The 15057-nt window shown below is 73.4% G+C and carries 15 protein-coding genes; 5 read left to right on the forward strand and 10 right to left on the reverse strand.

What is annotated here, in order from left to right; genetic code table 11:
• Positions 1-13: 13 nt before the first annotated feature.
• A complete protein-coding gene (locus L6E10_RS33340; protein ID WP_236224126.1) occupies positions 14-400 on the reverse strand; it encodes a FixH family protein in 387 nt (128 codons plus the stop codon).
• Complete coding sequence (locus L6E10_RS33345; RefSeq protein WP_236224127.1) at positions 397-1731, reverse strand: hypothetical protein; 1335 nt, start codon at positions 1729-1731, stop codon at positions 397-399. The genes L6E10_RS33340 and L6E10_RS33345 overlap by 4 nt, the downstream gene beginning before the upstream one ends.
• A gap of 135 nt (positions 1732-1866) precedes the next feature.
• Between L6E10_RS33345 and L6E10_RS33350 the strand changes: the two genes are divergently transcribed.
• Positions 1867-3006: a sensor histidine kinase gene (locus L6E10_RS33350; protein WP_236224128.1), complete on the forward strand. Its 1140-nt coding sequence runs from the start codon at positions 1867-1869 to the stop codon at positions 3004-3006.
• Positions 2997-3656 carry a response regulator transcription factor gene (locus L6E10_RS33355; RefSeq protein WP_236224129.1) on the forward strand — a complete coding sequence of 220 codons (660 nt, stop codon included), beginning with the start codon at positions 2997-2999 and terminating at the stop codon, positions 3654-3656. Before L6E10_RS33350 ends, L6E10_RS33355 begins: the two co-directional genes overlap by 10 nt.
• Before the next feature lie 8 nt (positions 3657-3664).
• Here L6E10_RS33355 and L6E10_RS33360 read toward each other — a convergent pair whose 3' ends face one another.
• From L6E10_RS33360 to L6E10_RS33375, 4 genes are all read right to left on the reverse strand, one after another.
• On the reverse strand, positions 3665-4300 hold the full coding sequence (locus L6E10_RS33360) for a hypothetical protein (RefSeq protein ID WP_236224130.1): 636 nt from the start codon (positions 4298-4300) through the stop codon (positions 3665-3667).
• A 94-nt stretch (positions 4301-4394) separates the two neighbouring features.
• A complete protein-coding gene (locus L6E10_RS33365) occupies positions 4395-5039 on the reverse strand; it encodes a response regulator transcription factor (RefSeq protein WP_236224131.1) in 645 nt (214 codons plus the stop codon).
• The gene (locus L6E10_RS33370; RefSeq protein WP_236224132.1) at positions 5024-6082 is read right to left on the reverse strand and encodes a hypothetical protein; all 1059 of its coding nucleotides are present in this window, start codon (positions 6080-6082) and stop codon (positions 5024-5026) included. Before L6E10_RS33370 ends, L6E10_RS33365 begins: the two co-directional genes overlap by 16 nt.
• Positions 6075-7112 carry a sensor histidine kinase gene (locus L6E10_RS33375; RefSeq protein WP_236224133.1) on the reverse strand — a complete coding sequence of 346 codons (1038 nt, stop codon included), beginning with the start codon at positions 7110-7112 and terminating at the stop codon, positions 6075-6077. The genes L6E10_RS33370 and L6E10_RS33375 overlap by 8 nt, the downstream gene beginning before the upstream one ends.
• A 130-nt stretch (positions 7113-7242) precedes the next feature.
• Between L6E10_RS33375 and L6E10_RS33380 the strand changes: the two genes are divergently transcribed.
• The 3 genes from L6E10_RS33380 to L6E10_RS33390 are packed head-to-tail and all read left to right on the forward strand — an operon-like array spanning position 7243 to position 9578.
• Positions 7243-7815 carry a VanZ family protein gene (locus L6E10_RS33380; RefSeq protein WP_236224134.1) on the forward strand — a complete coding sequence of 191 codons (573 nt, stop codon included), beginning with the start codon at positions 7243-7245 and terminating at the stop codon, positions 7813-7815.
• A 37-nt stretch (positions 7816-7852) separates the two neighbouring features.
• Positions 7853-8512, forward strand: coding sequence for a response regulator transcription factor (locus L6E10_RS33385; protein ID WP_236224135.1), 660 nt, complete (start codon positions 7853-7855; stop codon positions 8510-8512).
• Positions 8505-9578, forward strand: coding sequence for a HAMP domain-containing sensor histidine kinase (locus L6E10_RS33390; RefSeq protein WP_236224136.1), 1074 nt, complete (start codon positions 8505-8507; stop codon positions 9576-9578). Before L6E10_RS33385 ends, L6E10_RS33390 begins: the two co-directional genes overlap by 8 nt.
• Here L6E10_RS33390 and L6E10_RS33395 read toward each other — a convergent pair.
• The 4 genes from L6E10_RS33395 to L6E10_RS33410 are packed head-to-tail and all read right to left on the reverse strand — an operon-like array spanning position 9556 to position 15035.
• A complete protein-coding gene (locus L6E10_RS33395; protein WP_236224137.1) occupies positions 9556-10155 on the reverse strand; it encodes a GrpB family protein in 600 nt (199 codons plus the stop codon). The two genes, L6E10_RS33390 and L6E10_RS33395, sit on opposite strands and share 23 nt — an antisense overlap.
• A gap of 4 nt (positions 10156-10159) precedes the next feature.
• Positions 10160-12595: an AMP-binding protein gene (locus tag L6E10_RS33400; RefSeq protein ID WP_236224138.1), complete on the reverse strand. Its 2436-nt coding sequence runs from the start codon at positions 12593-12595 to the stop codon at positions 10160-10162.
• Positions 12592-13593, reverse strand: a complete 1002-nt coding sequence (locus L6E10_RS33405) for an ABC transporter ATP-binding protein (protein WP_236224139.1) — start codon at positions 13591-13593, stop codon at positions 12592-12594. The genes L6E10_RS33400 and L6E10_RS33405 overlap by 4 nt, the downstream gene beginning before the upstream one ends.
• On the reverse strand, positions 13590-15035 hold the full coding sequence (locus tag L6E10_RS33410; protein ID WP_236224140.1) for an iron ABC transporter permease: 1446 nt from the start codon (positions 15033-15035) through the stop codon (positions 13590-13592). Before L6E10_RS33410 ends, L6E10_RS33405 begins: the two co-directional genes overlap by 4 nt.
• Between the last annotated feature and the right edge of the window lie 22 nt (positions 15036-15057).

A 15057-nucleotide genomic window follows, 5' to 3' on the forward strand; every position in this document is an offset into this window, starting at 1 on the left:
GTTTCCTCCCCCTTCAGATGAGCAGGAGCGGGATGACGACCCGCTCCGTGCCGAGTGAGACGGTGATCTCCCATTGCCCGGCCATGAACAGGTCCACCTCCGGGACCCGGTAGCGGCCGGGTGCCAGCGGCGCGGCGGTGATCGGCGCGAGCGCGTGGCCCATCCGCGGCATCGCCGGCTCGACCGTCACGTCGCCCTCGGCGGCGTTGCCGGACCGGTCGGTGACGCGCAGGTCGAACGAGTTGCTGCCGGACCTGGTGCTCGTGGGGGTGAGCACGAACCGGTACCGCCCGCTTTCGGCGAGGTGCGGCTGGGCCTCGACGCCGCGGGGCCACAGGACGACCAGCGCCGCCACGACGGCGACGACACCGGCCAGGGCCGCGAGGACCGAGCGCTTCACCTCGGCCCCGCCTTCGCCGCGGGCACGTCGACGACCGCGGGGACCGTGACGACCGAGTAGTCACGTTCGACCTGGATCCACACGAGGTACTTGCCCGGCAACGGGAACGAGTAGGTGAACGGCACGTCCGGCCCGTACGCGGCGACGCTCTCGTCGGGCTTGTCCGGCATGCCGGGGACCGGCGGGATCATCGAGTGCACGTGCGCCCAGACCGGGGCGTCCACGGGACTCCCGGTGACCGGGCCGACGACGATCATGTGGCCGAGCATCCCCAGCCACGGCTGCAGGTCCCGCTCGCCGAACCTCGCCGTGACGGTGCTCGGCCTGCCCGCCTCGCGGATCTCGGCCGAGGTCTCGGCCTTGCCGTCGTTCGGGGCGGCCGGGGCGGTGCCCGCGACGGCGACGCTCGACCGCAGCAGCTGCACTCCCCCGCCGCGCCGGGCGATCTCCGCGGCGACGGCGTGCTCGCCCTGCTCCGGGTCGCGCAGGCGGGCCCGGTACTCACCGGGTGCCGTGCGGATCGGGTGCAGGTGGCGAAGGTGCCCGGACGGCGAGACGACGACGAGGTGGACGAAGGCGCTGTCGTGCACCAGCAGGTCGTCGACCGGCCGTCCCGACGACGCGTCGGTGAGGCCGAGCACGAGGTCGTTGCCCTCCATGCGCGGCAACATGGTCACGGGCGGCCGCGAGAAGTCCGTTGTGGACGTTCGTTCGTACGGGTTCATCACCGTGTCGAACGTCGGGTCCAGCTGCGTTCCGGGCGCCGCCACCGGTGGGATGGAGGGCGCCAGCACCGCCGCCGTCACGCCGACCGCCACGGCGGCCACCACGCCCGCCGAGGGGACCAGGGCGAGGCCGGGTTTTCCCAGCACCGCCAGCAGCAGCGCCGCGAGCAGCAACACCCCGGCCGCGATGAACCCGCCGTAGGTCGCGTTCTCCCACGGCGACGACACGAGCGCCGGCACGACGAACGGGATGGTCGCCTCGTTGACCGCCAGCTCCCACGGACCGGGCCGGTCCACGTGCACCACGCCGGAGTGGAATCCCGGCGTGGCACCGAGGACGACCTTCGCCGTGCTGCTCGGCGCACCCGCCGCGCGCAGCGTCAGCGTCAGCTCGCCCGGTGGTGTCCCGGCGTGCGTCACCACGTCGACGTGCACGGGGCCGGGCACCTCCGCGACCCGCCGGATGATCACCGTGAGGTCGCGGTCGCCGAGGCTCTGCGCGACGTGGAGGTCGGCGCCGGACTGGACGCCGTCGGCCGACGCGGGGGCCGCGATCCCCAGGACCGCCCCCAGCACCAGCAGCAAGATCGCGACACGTCGTTTCATCGCGACCGAACGTAGCGATCACGGCCGGTGCGCCGCGTCACTGCCGAGTCGGAAATCCCCTCCCCCGTGCGGGGGATCTCCGACCCCTGCTCAGCGGGAGGACCTCGGGCGCGGCATCCGGCAGGATTGCGGCCGATGGATCTGATCAAGTTGCCCCTCAGGCACCAGTCGTGGCTGGTCGCCGCCGTGTGCATGGTCGTGGACGGCGGTTTCGTGCTGCTCGGCTGCGAACCGGTCCCGTTGATGCTCCTGGTGCTCGCGATGACCCTGGCCGTGGACGCGGTGCTCGCCGGTCCCGCCCGGCTGTCGGGATGGGTGGCGCTGGCGCAGGCGGCCGTTCCCGTGGTCGTGCTCGTCTTCGTGGACCGGGGGCTCGACGCCAACGAGGCGGGCCTGCTGATCGCCGGCTACCGCGCGGGGGCGTGGCTGCGCGGCACACCGGCGTGGGCGTCGCTGGGTGTGCTCTCGGCCAGCCTGATGGCCTGCACGTTCGTCACGGGCCACGGCCTGCTGACCGCGGTGCTCGTCGCGGGCAAGGGCGCGGTGCTGCCGTGGCTCGTCGGCCGCTACACCACGGCCCGCCGCGCGTACCTCGCCGAGCTGGAGAAGCGGTCGGCGATGGCGGAGAAGGACGCGAAAGCCGCCGTCACCAAAGCGATCACCGAGGAACGCGGTGCGATTGCCCGCGACCTGCACGACGTGATCATCCACCACGTCAGCGCGATCGGCCTGCACGCGGGCGCCGCCCGGCTCGGCCTGCCGGAGGGCAACCCGCGGCTGACGAACTCGCTGCTGGCGGTCGAGACGTCCAGCCGCGCGGCGATGGTGGACCTGCGGCACCTGCTCGACCTGCTGCACGGCGACAAGTCCGAGGGCGCGCGGCAACCGGGGCTCGACAACCTCGACGAGCTGCTCGACGGCGTCCGCGCGGCGGGCACCCCGGCCCGGCTCGAGGTGCGCGGACACCGCCGTGACGTGCCGGAGTCCGTGGACGTCACGGTCTACCGGATCATCCAGGAGATGCTGACGAACGCCCTGCGCCACGGCGACGCGTCCGGTGTGACGGTGACGCTGGCGTACGAGCCGGACTCGCTCACCGTCTCGGCGGAGAACACGGCGGGCCGCGGCGACGACTCGGGCTCGGTGCGCCGCGGCCTCGTCGGCATCCGCAACCGCGCGGCCATGTTCGCGGGCACCACCCGGTCCGGTCTGGAACCGGACGGCAGGACCTGGCGCACCGTCGTCACGTTCCCCCTGGAGGCCTCATGTCCCTGACGGTGCTGCTCGCCGACGACCACGCGATGCTGCGCTCCGGCATGCGCGCGATCTTCGACACGCAGCCCGACCTGGAGTGCGTGGCGGAGGTCGGTGACGGCCGCGCCGCCGTGGCCGAGGTCGCGCGGCTGCGCCCGGACGTGGCCGTGCTCGACATCCGCATGCCCAAGCTGGACGGCCTGGGCGCCACCGAGATGATCCTGGCCGACCCGGCGAACCGCACGAAGGTCCTGCTGCTCACCACCTACGACACCGACGAGTACGTCTACCGCGCGCTCAAGGCGGGTGCCAGCGGGTTCCTGCTGAAGTCGTTGCCGCCCGAGGAGCTGATCTCCGCCGTCCGCGTGGCGGCGCGTGGCGACGCGCTGATCGACCCGTCCGTGACGCAGCGCCTGATCGCCCGGTTCGCCGTCAGCCTGGCGCCCGCGCCGACACCACCGGAGCTCGACCTGCTGACCGCGCGCGAACGGGAGGTGCTGCAACTGGTCGCGGCGGCCTACAGCAATGCCGAGATCGCCGCGCTGCTGCACGTCGGCGACGAGACCGTGAAGACGCACGTCTCGCGGGTGCTCGCGAAGCTGGGGTTGCGGGACCGGGTGCACGCCGTGGCGTACGCGCACGTCAACGGGCTGGTGCCGACCCGCCGCTGACGCGTGGTTCAGCTCTCCCAGGTGATGGGCGTCTTGAGGTACGCGTCGCCGCGGTTGTACTCGGCGGCGGCCACCTTCGAGCCGTCGGGCGCGGCGCTCAGCACGCAGGTCTCGTAGGACGCGCCGGCCGTGCTGAACGTCTTCGGCGCGCTCTGGGAGTCGCAGTTCGGCGTGTCGCCGGAGATGATCACGCCGGTGCCCTTGCCGTCGGCGCCGACGCCGCGCAGCGAAACCGACGTGTAGCTCAGGTCGCTGCCGCTCAGGTTCTCGACCTTGACCCGCAGGTAGAACGGCGTGATGTTCTTGGCCTTGTCGCCGAACTCCGCGAGGTCCTCCTTCGGCGCGGCCTCGATCGCGCTGACGGTGATCGCGATCGTGCCGGTCTTGCCGGCGGAGTCGTACGGGACGACGGCGCGGGCGCCGACCTTGAGCTTCGAGCCGGGGGCCGTGACGTCGCCGCCGGCGGGGACGGCCGGGGCCGGTGAGGACTTCGCCGTGCTCTTCTGGGTGCTGGTCGCGGCCGTGGAGGTCGTCGTGCCGGGGGCGGGAACCGCCTGGCCGCCCGTTTCGGAGCCGCAGGCCGACAGGAGCAGGCCCGCCGTCGCGACGGCGGCGATGAGCAGGGGGCCTCGGGCGTGCGTCACTGCGGGACTCCTCGGACTGCGGAACCTGGGGGTTGCCCTGGAGGCTAGGCCGGATGCAGGAGTGGCGGTATCGGTCGTTCGCACCACACGCCGCTCAGAGGTCGTCGAGGCCGATCAGCCCGTCCTGGATGGCCCGTGCCACGAGCGCCGCCTTGGTGGGCGCCTGCCGGCCGATCGCCGCGTACTTCACCCTGATCCGCTCCAGGTGGGAGTTCACCGTGCTGAGCGTGATGTTGAGGCGTTGCGCCACGAACTCCTTCGACTCGGACTGGAACCACTCGACGAGCACCTCGGTCTCACGCGGTGACAGCGCGGGCCTCGTCTCCGACCTGTCCCCCGCCAGCGCGCCCGCGAGCGCCGGAGGAGTGTAGGACTGCCCCTTCGCCGCCGCCTTGACCGCCCCGACGAGGTGGTCGGCGCCCTCGGCCTTGGTCAGGTAGCTGAGCGCGCCCAGCTCCAGGCACCGCAGCACTATCTCGTCGTCGGCGCGCATCGAGTAGACGACGACCTTGCGGCCGTCCTCCACGAGCTTGCGCAGTGCGGACGTGGCGGGTACGACGCCGCCGAGGTGCAGGTCGAGCACGACGACGTCGGCCGTGGCACCGGGGCCGGTCCACGCCACCCCGGAGTCCTCGCCGCTCGCCACGAGCTCGACGTCCTGCGCGGACAGCCAGTGCGCGACCCCCGCGCGCACGACGGGGTGGTCGTCGACCACGACCGCCGTCACGTGGTCCGCCATCGCGCCTCGCTCCTCACCAGTCCGCTGTGGACACTCGTCTCGACGGTCACCTGCACGGGTTCCCCACCGGACTCCGGCACCTCCTGGGGTGCGTCGGCCACCACGGCCACCCGCACCTCGGTGGCCGTCCGCAGCACACTCACCTTCGCACGTCCACCGGCCACGGCCAGCGCCCGGGCCATCGGCGCGACCAGCTCGCGGCGCACCTCCGTCGGCACCGGGATGGCGGTGCCGCTGACGGCGAGCGAGACGACGACACCGCGCCGTTCGGCGACGTCCACACAGGCTGTCAGCTCGTGCAGCAACGGGTCGGGCACGTCGTCGTTCTCCGCGAACAACCTGCGCAGCTGCACCGCCGCCATCGAGCACCGCAGGCGCGTCGCCCGGTCGGTGACGCCGACCTCCTCGTCGGCGAGGTCCGCGAGCAACGGCAGCAGCGCGCCCAGCTGCCCCTCGAACCCGGCCCTGAGGTCCTGTTCGCGTTGGAGGGCGAGGGCTTCGCGGGTGCGGGCGGCGTCGTGCTCGGCCGCGGCGTCGGCGGCGAGGCGGGCGTCGCGCAGGAGCACGCGCGTGATGACCAGGACACCGAGCTGGAAGCTCGTGCCGCTGAGGATGACCACCCCGGCCGTGCCGATGTCGCCGTTGCCGGCGTGCGCGAACCACGCGACGCTGAAGCAGACGTGCGCGCCGAGCGCCGAGACGAGCACCACGGGCCGTTCGACCAGCACGAGGAGCAGGTACCAGCCCACGAGCCCGAACGCCCAGTCCGCCGGCTCGAACGACGCCGCGGGCGGGAGACCGGTCGTGGCCAGCACCGACGCGGTGAGGACCACCGCGCCGAGCCACGGCGGGACCTGCGCGCGGGCCGCACCCACGTAGCCGGCGACGACTCCCAGCACGCCGGTGAGCAGGCCGTACGCGATCCACGCGGCGGGGCCGTGCGGATGGCCCACGAGCGGCGGGAGGGTGAGGACCAGCTGGACGGCGAAGACGACGACCAGCAGGACGCGCCGGGTGGTGGCGAAGACGGCGAGGTCAGTCATCGGCGGGCCACTCCAGCCGTGCCGTCGTGCCGCCGCCCGGCTCGGACTCCACCGCGGCGGTGCCACCCGCCGCCTCCATCCGCCCGACGACCGAGCCGCGCAGCCCGCGCCGGTGACCGGGCACCTCGCCGGGGGCGAAGCCCCGGCCGTCGTCGGAGATCACGACGACCGCTCCGCTCCCGGCCCGCTGCACGGTCAGCCGGGCGCTCGAAGTGCCCGCGTGCCGTTCGACGTTGGTCAGCAGCTCGCGCGCGGCCCGCACGAACGCCAGCGCGACCCCGGCGGGCACCGGCGCCACCCCGGCCTCCACCCGCACGTCGAGCGCGCTGTCCCGCGCCACCGCCGTGAGCGCGGCGCCGAGGTCGGCGGTGCCCTGCGCGGGGCCGCGTTCGGCCAGCACCACGAGATCGCGACGAGCCTGCGCGGCCACCACCCGCGGATCACCGCCGTGCGCGGCCATCAGGAACGTCGCCGCGGCCGTGTCGTGCAGCAGGGCCAGGTACTCGCGTTCGCGGCGGCCCCGGTCCAGCGCGACGGCCGCCGCCCGGTTCTGCTCGGCCGCCCGCTCCCGCAGCACGTCGACCCGGCGGCTCGACCTGCGCAGCAGCTCGTAGGCCACCCGCGCGAGCACCGACTCCAGCACGGCCCGCACCAGCACGCCCGGCCCGGTCGTCACCACCTGCACGGCGAGCAGGGCCGCCGTCGCCGGCACCGCAACCTTCGGCGACCACTGCCACTGCCACGTGATCAGCGTCGTGGTGAGGACCGTCAGCACCCACTGGTCGGCGTCCGCGCCCAGCGGCAACGACAGCACCACGACCCGCAGGAACGCCACCGGCAGCGCCACGCGCGGCAGGCGGAAGTCCGCGACCGCGCTCAGGACGACCACCGCGAACAGCGACCACCCCAGCGGCGAGTGGAGCGAGACCGCGCCGAAGAGGCTGATCAGGACGACGCCCGCGCCGCGGACGGGACCCGCGAGGCGGGACACCGTCGCCAGCAGTCTCGCCTCCAGCAGCACGTCCCGCATTCTGCGTCAGGCAGGCGCGAGCCGCCCGGCCACCCCCCGGCCGCATATCGTCCGCGTATCGAAAAACGCGTACGACCCCGCAACACGCCATCGGCTTCAGTGGACTCCCCGAGCGAGAACTGGAGTGCACGTGCTCAACACCTGGCAGGAGTGGGTCGGTACGGAGACCGGGGTGGTGCTGTCCACGGCGCTGGCGTTGCCGGTGGCGGCTCTGGCGGTCCCGGTCCTGGCTCTGCTGCGGCGGTCCGGAGGCGCCACGCGGCCGTGGCGCACCTCGTTGGCCGATGTGGGCCTCGTCTACGGAACGCTGCCGTGGGTGTGGCTGCTCCTGCTCCCCGGCGAGAACGCGGGCAGTCCCGGCAAGCTGAGCCTGGTGCCGCTGAACGACCTGCTCGACCTGGCGGCGAAGGGTGAGAGGTTCCAGATCATCGGCAACATGCTGGTGTTCGCCGCGCTCGGGTTCTTCGGCCCGCTGCGGTTCGCCGCGCTGCGGTCGGTGTGGCGGGTGCTGGTGCTCGCGGCGGGCTGCTCCGCGTTCCTGGAGATCACGCAGTTCGCCGCCAGGCTCGACCGGGTGTCCTCTGTGGACGACGTGCTGCTCAACGCCGCCGGTGCCGCCCTGGCCGCGGTGCTGTCCCGGCCGTGGTGGCGCGCGAAGACCCCGGGCGCGCCGCAGCGGCCCCGCCTCACGGCCGTCGGATGAGGACGTGCGGGCGATCCGCGGTGCCTAGGCTGGCCGCATGCGCGTGCTGATCGTGGAGGACGAGCCGCACCTGGCCGAGGCCGTCCGGGACGGGCTGCGGCGGGAGGCGATCGCCGCGGACGTCGCCGGGGACGGGGACACGGCCCTGGAGCTGCTGTCCGTCCACTCCTACGACCTGGCGGTGCTCGACCGCGACATCCCGGGGCCGTCCGGGGACGAGGTGGCGCGGCGGATCGTGGCCTCGGGCAGCGGGATGCCGATCCTCATGCTCACGGCGGCCGACCGGATCGACGACAAGGCGTCCGGGTTCGGCCTGGGCGCCGACGACTACCTCACCAAGCCGTTCGAGCTGCGGGAGCTCGTGCTGCGGCTCAGGGCGCTGCACCGCAGGCGCGCCCACGCGCGGCCCCCGGTGACCGAGATCGCCGGTCTGCGGCTCGACCCTTTCCGGCGGGAGGTGTTCCGCGACGGGCGGTACGTCGCGCTCACCCGCAAGCAGTTCGCGGTCCTGGAGGTCCTCGCCGGCGCGCAGGGCGGGGTGGTCAGCGCCGAGGAGCTGCTGGAGCGGGCCTGGGACGAGAACGCCGACCCGTTCACCAACGCCGTCCGCATCACCGTCTCGGCCCTGCGCAAGCGGCTCGGCGAGCCGTGGCTCATCGCGACCGTGCCGGGCGTCGGGTACCGCATCGATGCCTAGGACCCCGGGGCTCAGCGCCCGGTTGAAGTTCACGCTCAGCTACGCGGGCATCGTCATCGTGTCCGGCGCCGTGCTGCTGGCCGTGGCGTGGTGGTACCTGCTGCGGCACGTGCCGGACAACGACCAGGGGCTGCTCGGCATCAGCCCGAACCGCTACCTGCTCTCGCGCATCTTCGGCAGGGCCGCGGCCTGGGCGATGCTGTTCCTGGTGGCGTTCGGCCTCGTCGGGGGGTGGCTGCTGGCCGGGCGGATGCTCGCACCGCTCACCCGGATCACGGACGCGGCGCGCAGGGCCGCCGGGGGGTCGCTGTCGCACCGGATCCGGTTGCCGGGCAGGTCCGACGAGTTCCGCGAGCTCGCCGACGTCTTCGACACGATGCTGGAGAAGCTCGAGTCGCACGTCGGCGAGCAACGCAGGTTCGCCGCCAACGCCTCGCACGAGCTGCGCACCCCGCTCGCGATCTCGCAGTCGCTGCTCGACCTCGCCCGCCAGGACCCGTCGAAGGTCGACGCCGAGCTCCTCGACCGCCTCCACGCGGCGAGCCGGCGGGCGATCGACCTGACCGAGGCCCTGCTGCTGCTCAGCCGTGGCGAGCGAGGCGGCTTCCCCCGCGAGCCCGTCGACCTCTCCCTGGTCGCCGAGGAGGTCGCGGAGACGCTGCTGCCGTCCGCCGAACGACGGCGGGTCTCCCTCGACGTCACGGGAGGCACGGCTCGGACCACCGGCTCGGCGGAGCTCCTGCAGCGCGTCGTCACGAACCTGGTGCAGAACGCGATCGTGCACAACCTGCCGTCCGGCGGCACCGTCACCGTCCACACCGAACAGCAGCACCGGGCCTGCGTGCTGCGGGTGGAGAACACGGGCCGGCCCCTGCCCGCGGACGTCGTGCAGACGCTCGTCGAACCCTTCCAGCGCGGCGGCGAACGCATCCGCGCCGACGACCACGCCGGGGTCGGGCTCGGGCTGGCCATCGTGCACAGCGCTGTCCGGGCCCACGACGGCGCGCTGGACGTCGTCGCCCGCCCCGGGGGCGGGCTGCGCGTCACGATCCGGCTGCCCGCCTGAGCGACCACTGCCGCAGCCGCGGCCCGACCTCGTCGAAGAACGCCGTCTTGGCGCGGGTGTAGTCGTCGTAGTCGGAGGCGCCGGCGTGCTCGACGGCGAGTCTGCGCTTGACCTGCTCGTAGCGCCGCGTCTCCTCCGGGTGTGCGCGCAGCCAGTCGCGGAAGTCGGCGACGAACCGCGCGAACGGCGAATCGGCGCGGCGGACGTGCAGGATCGCGGTCCCGGCCGGGACGTGGAAGAGACGCTTCTCGTACGCGTCCGGCTCGGCCTGGTCGCCCGGCCGCACGGCGTCCCGGTGCACACCGGGCGAGTCGGGCCGCGAGCCGTGCGCCGGGACGAACGGCGTCGGCGCCAGGGCCTCGGCGAGCTCGGCGAGCGGGGGCAGGCGGGGCATCCGCACCTGGAGGTCCACGATCGGCTTCGCGCCGAGGCCGGGCACTGCCGTCGACCCGATGTGCTCGTAGACGAACCGCTCCGAGTCCGGGAAGGACGCGAGCGCCGCCCGCACCTCGGTCAGGAGGCGCTCCGCACGAGCGGGCCAGGCGGGGTCGTAGGCGGAGATGACAGCGGCGGGCATGCCGTCACCTTAGGGCCGCCACCGCGTCCACGAAGGGCTCGGAGGGTGCTCTCGGTCCCACGTGCGCGGCCAAGGCGCGGCGCGCCACCGCGGCCACGCGGACGATCACCAGCCACACCGCGCACCCGACAGCGGTGCACGCCACCCACACGATCGCCGCCGGCACCCAGGGCTGCAGGGGCGGGAACACCGCGTAGTGCGTCAGGTAGATCGCGAGCGACGCGCTCGCCAGCAGGCTCAGCGGGGTGAGCAGGCGGCGCGGCACCGGCAGGCGGGCCAGCGACAGGAGCAGGACCACACCCGAGATCACGACGACCTCGCGGGACAGCTCCTCCATGCGGCCGGGAACCATGACGACCAGGACCGCCACGACGAGGCACTTCTGCCACAACGCGGGTGAGCGTTGCGCCAGCCATCCGAGCGCGATGAACCACGCCGCACCGAACGTGGTCATGTTGCGGACGAAGAAGTCGCCGTCGACGGTGGACCTGAGCACGAGTCCCGAAGCCAGCAGCACCAGGGCGAAGAGGTACGCGTGGCGTTGTTCCCACCGCCGCACGGCAGGTATCGCGAACACCAGGGCGCACAGTGCAAGCACGTGCACGACGACTTCGACGAACCAGTACCCGGCGGCGCCCACGCGGGTGAAGTTGTTGACGAGCAGCACGTTGTCCAGCGTCACGTCGTCGGTGACCGCCATCCGGTAGACGAGCCACAGCGACGTCGGGACCGCGATGAACGCCGTGGCGCGCAGGATCCGCAGCGGATGGGCGGGCAGCAGGAACCGGGCGATGTTCCAGCCCGCCACCACCAGCAGCAGGTGGGCGCCGCCGAGGAGCTTGAACAGGCCGACGTGCGAGCCGACGACGAGCAGGATCGACAGCGCGCGCAGCACGATCGTGGTGTCGATCATCGGGGTGCGGGGGTGGGTGACGCGGAGCTGTTCGAGCCGCGACACCGGCATCGACGGCCACGACGCCGGCAGATCGCCCAGCAGGCGTTGCAGCTGGACGGTCATCTGCACGTAGCGCAGCGAGTCGCCGCCCAACGACGTGAACGTCGCCTCGTCGGGCACCGAACGCGCGCCCAGGACCGAGGAGAACACCTCCCGCACGGAGGTCCACTCGCGCCCGGGCGGTGACGCGACGGCCCGGTAGTCGACCTTTCCGCTGGGCAGCAGCGGGATCGCGGTCACGGGGTGCGCCCGGACAGCGGTCGCGGGCAGGCCGGTGAGGGCGCGGACCAGGCGTGCCGCGCGATCGGCGTCGCCCAGCACCGCCAGGACCAGGCCGTCGTCGTCCCCGGTGCAGGCGACGCGGAGGCCGTCGTCGGCGAGCGAGCGCTCGACCCGGTCGAGGTCGACCCGCAGGCCGAACGGCTTCACGAACCTGCTCTTGCGGCCGGTCACCGAGAACACCCCGCCCGACTCGGTCCCGAGGTCACCGGTCCGCAGTTCGAACGTGGTGCGGCCGCGGGCCAGGTCGGCGGGCGAGTCCGCGTAGCCGAGCATGACGTTGGGGCCGCTGTAGACGAGTTCGCCGTCGTCGATCCGCAGCGCTCCGCCGGGGACCGGCACGCCGATCGCGGCCGGGTGCGCGGCGGCGAGCTCCGGTGGCAGGTAGGCCATGCGCGCGGTCGCCTCGGTCTGGCCGTACATCACGTAGAACCGCCAGCCCCGCTCGGAGCCCAGCGAGGCGTAGCGGACGACGTCGGCCGGGGCGAGCCGGCCACCGGCCTGCGTGACGTACCGCAGGCTCGGCAGGTCGAGGTCGGCGAAGCCGATGCCGTCGAGCAGCCCGAAGGTGTGCGGTACCCCGTGCAGGCTGGTCACGCCGTGTTCCCGCACCAGGTCCCAGAACTCCGGCTCGATCACCGACCGGCTCGTGAGCACCAGTCCGGCGCCGCGCGCCAGGTTGCTGTTCACGACCGACAACCCGTAGCAGTAGTGCGGCGGCAGCGACGTGATGGCGCGGTCGGTGGGCCGGACGTCCAGGTACTCGGCGATCGACGCGGCGTTCGCGGCGAGGTTGTCCGCGCTCAGGCGCACGAGTTTCGGCGACCCGGTCGTCCCGGACGTCGACAGCAGCAGCGCCAGGTCGGGGTGCAGCTCGTGGGCCGTGCCGGTGCGCCTCTCGGTCCAGCCGCCCGAGATCACGACGTCCGGGTCGTACGTCGCGGTGAGGGCCGGGACCCGGGCGGCGGAGGCGAGCACGACGGGGTGCCCGCCCCGCAGCGCCGCCAGGTAGGCCACGAGCGACTCGACGTCGTTCTCCGCGGCCAGCAGCACCAGCCGCCGGGTCGTGCCGAGCCGGTCTGCGGCGGCCGCCACCCGCCGGTCCAGCTCGCGGTAGCTGAGCGAACCGGTCTCCGCCACGAGCGCGAGCCGGTCGCCGTGGGCGGCGAGGTGGTGCGCGAAACCGAGGTCCGCCGTGGCCGTCATGGCGTGTTCCCGAAGAACAACGCCGGTCCGTTCACCGACACCGAGACGGAGTCGCCTGCCCGCACCGCGATCTCGCCCTGCACCCGCGATCGCACAGCGGTGCCGTCGGCGAGACGCAGGAGCACTGTGGCGTCGTGACCGTGGAACAGCACGTCGTCCACAGTGGACGGTACCCCGTGCGACCCGAGGACCAGTTGTTCGGGGCGCAGCAGCACGGTGCCCCGGCCTTCCCCGGACGTCGGCACCGTGCCGAGCGGGGTGTCCACGTGACCGGAGCTCGCCACACCGGGGAACGTCACGGCCTCGCCCACGAACAGCGCGACCCCGAGGTCGGCGGGTGAGGAGTAGATCGTCTGCGGCCGCCCGAGCTGGGCCACCGCGCCGTCGCGCAGCACCGCGACGAGGTCGGCCATGCCCAGCGCCTCTTCCTGGTCGTGCGTCACGAGCAGAGCCGTCGCCCCGGCCGCCTTGAGGGTCGCGCGCACATCCGCGCGCAGTTCCTCACGCAGACCGGCGTCCAACGCCGAGAACGGCTCGTCGAGCAGCACGACGCCGGGCCGTGGCGCGAGAGCACGCGCGAGCGCGACGCGTTGCGCCTGCCCGCCGGAGAGTTCGGAGGGCATCCGGTGCCCGAACCCGTTCAACCCGACGAGGTCGAGCAGCTCCTCGACCCGTGCGGCACGCTCACCGCGCCGCAACCCGAACCCGACGTTCCCCGCGACGCTCAGGTGCGGGAACAACGCGCCCTCCTGGGGCACGATCCCGATGCCGCGGCGCTCCGGCGGCACGCCGGCGTCCAGCCGCCGCTTCCCCAGCCACACCTCACCCGAGGAGATCGGGTGGAAGCCGGCGAGCACGCGCAGCAGCGTCGTCTTGCCGCACCCGGACGGCCCGAGCACGGCGAGCAGACCGCCCTCCCGGACCTCGAGGTCGACCTCGCGCAGCACCGGGTCACCGCCGTAGCCCGCGACCAGCCGCTTCACCGTCAAGCCGCTCACCGCTCACCTCCCAGGAACCTGTCCAGCACGAGAGCCGGAATCGCCGCCACCACCAGCAACACCGCCGCGTACGGCGCCGCCGCGGCGTACGCGGCGACCTCGGTGCGCGTCCACAGCTCCGTCGCCAGGGTGTCCACGCCGGTCGGGCGCAGCAGCAACGTCGCCGGCAGTTCCTTGGCACAGGTCAGGAACACCAGCGCGGTGCCCGCCAGCACCCCTGGCGCGGCCAGCGGCACGGTCACCCGCAACCCCGTCCGCCAGCGCCCGTGGCCGAGCGAGCGCGAGACGTCCTCGAGGACCGGCGGCGCATGCGCGACACCGGTGCGCACGGCTCCCACGGCCAACGGCAGGAACAGCACCGCGTAGGCGAACGCGAGCATCGGCACCGTCTGGTAGAGCGCCGGCGCGAACCGGATCCCGAAGAACACCAGCGCCAGTCCGACGGTGATGCCGGGCAACGCGTGTCCCGCGAACCCGGCCAGCTCGACTCCCCGCACGAGCCGCCCGCGGTGCCGTGCGGCCAGGATCCCGACCGGCAGCGCGAACAGCAGCGTGAGCAGAGCGCCGAACGCCGAGACCGCGATGGTGTTCCCGGTCGTCGCCACCACGTCGGCGACGGAGAACGTCGACGTTCCCGCCGCCAGCCACCACACCAGGCTGGCCACCGGCACGCCGAGCGTCAGCAGCACCAGCACGGCGGACGCGACCAGGGCGGGCACGCGGGCCCGTCCCAGAGGCGCGGTCGAGGGGGTGCGGCGGCCTCGATGCGCGACCACGCCGCGCACTCGTCGTTCACCCACGGTCAGCGCGATCGCGAGCACCACCAGGACCAGGCCGAGGATCGCCGCGGGCGTGCGGTCGAACGTCGCCCGGTAGCTGGTGTAGATGCCGAGCGTGAACGCCTCGTACCGCATCAGCGACACCGCGCCGAAGTCGCTCAGCACGTACAGCGCGACCAGCAACCCGCCGGCGAGGGCCGCCGGCCGGACCTGTCGTGCCGTCACGGAGAAGAACACCTGCGCGCTCGTGCGGCCCAGCGACCGCGCGACCTCCTCCACGGCGGGGTCGGCGGTGCGCAACGCGGCGGCCACCGGCAGCAGCACGTACGGGTACGACACCAGCGTCAGCACGACGAACGCCCCGCCGAACCCGGTGAGGCCCGGCGCCACGGAGATCCAGGTGAACCCGCCGACGTAGGACGGCACCGCCAGCGGCAGCACCAGCAGCACCCCGAACGCCCGCCGTCCCGGCAGGTCCGACCGGGCCACGAGCCACGCGCCGAGCACACCCAGGACGAGGCACGCGGCCGTCACCGCCACGGCGAGCGACAGGCTGCGCAGTGCGAGCTCGGCGGTCCGGGTCCTCACGAGAACGTCCCACACGACCCCTCCGCCGCGTTCGAACGAACGCACGGCCAGGTACGCCAGCGGCAGCACGGCCACCGCGGCGACGAGGAGCGACAGC

Origin of the sequence: Lentzea sp. CC55, from assembly GCF_021056325.1 — a bacterium.
In the GTDB taxonomy this organism is placed as follows: Bacteria; Actinomycetota; Actinomycetes; order Mycobacteriales; family Pseudonocardiaceae; genus Lentzea; species Lentzea jiangxiensis.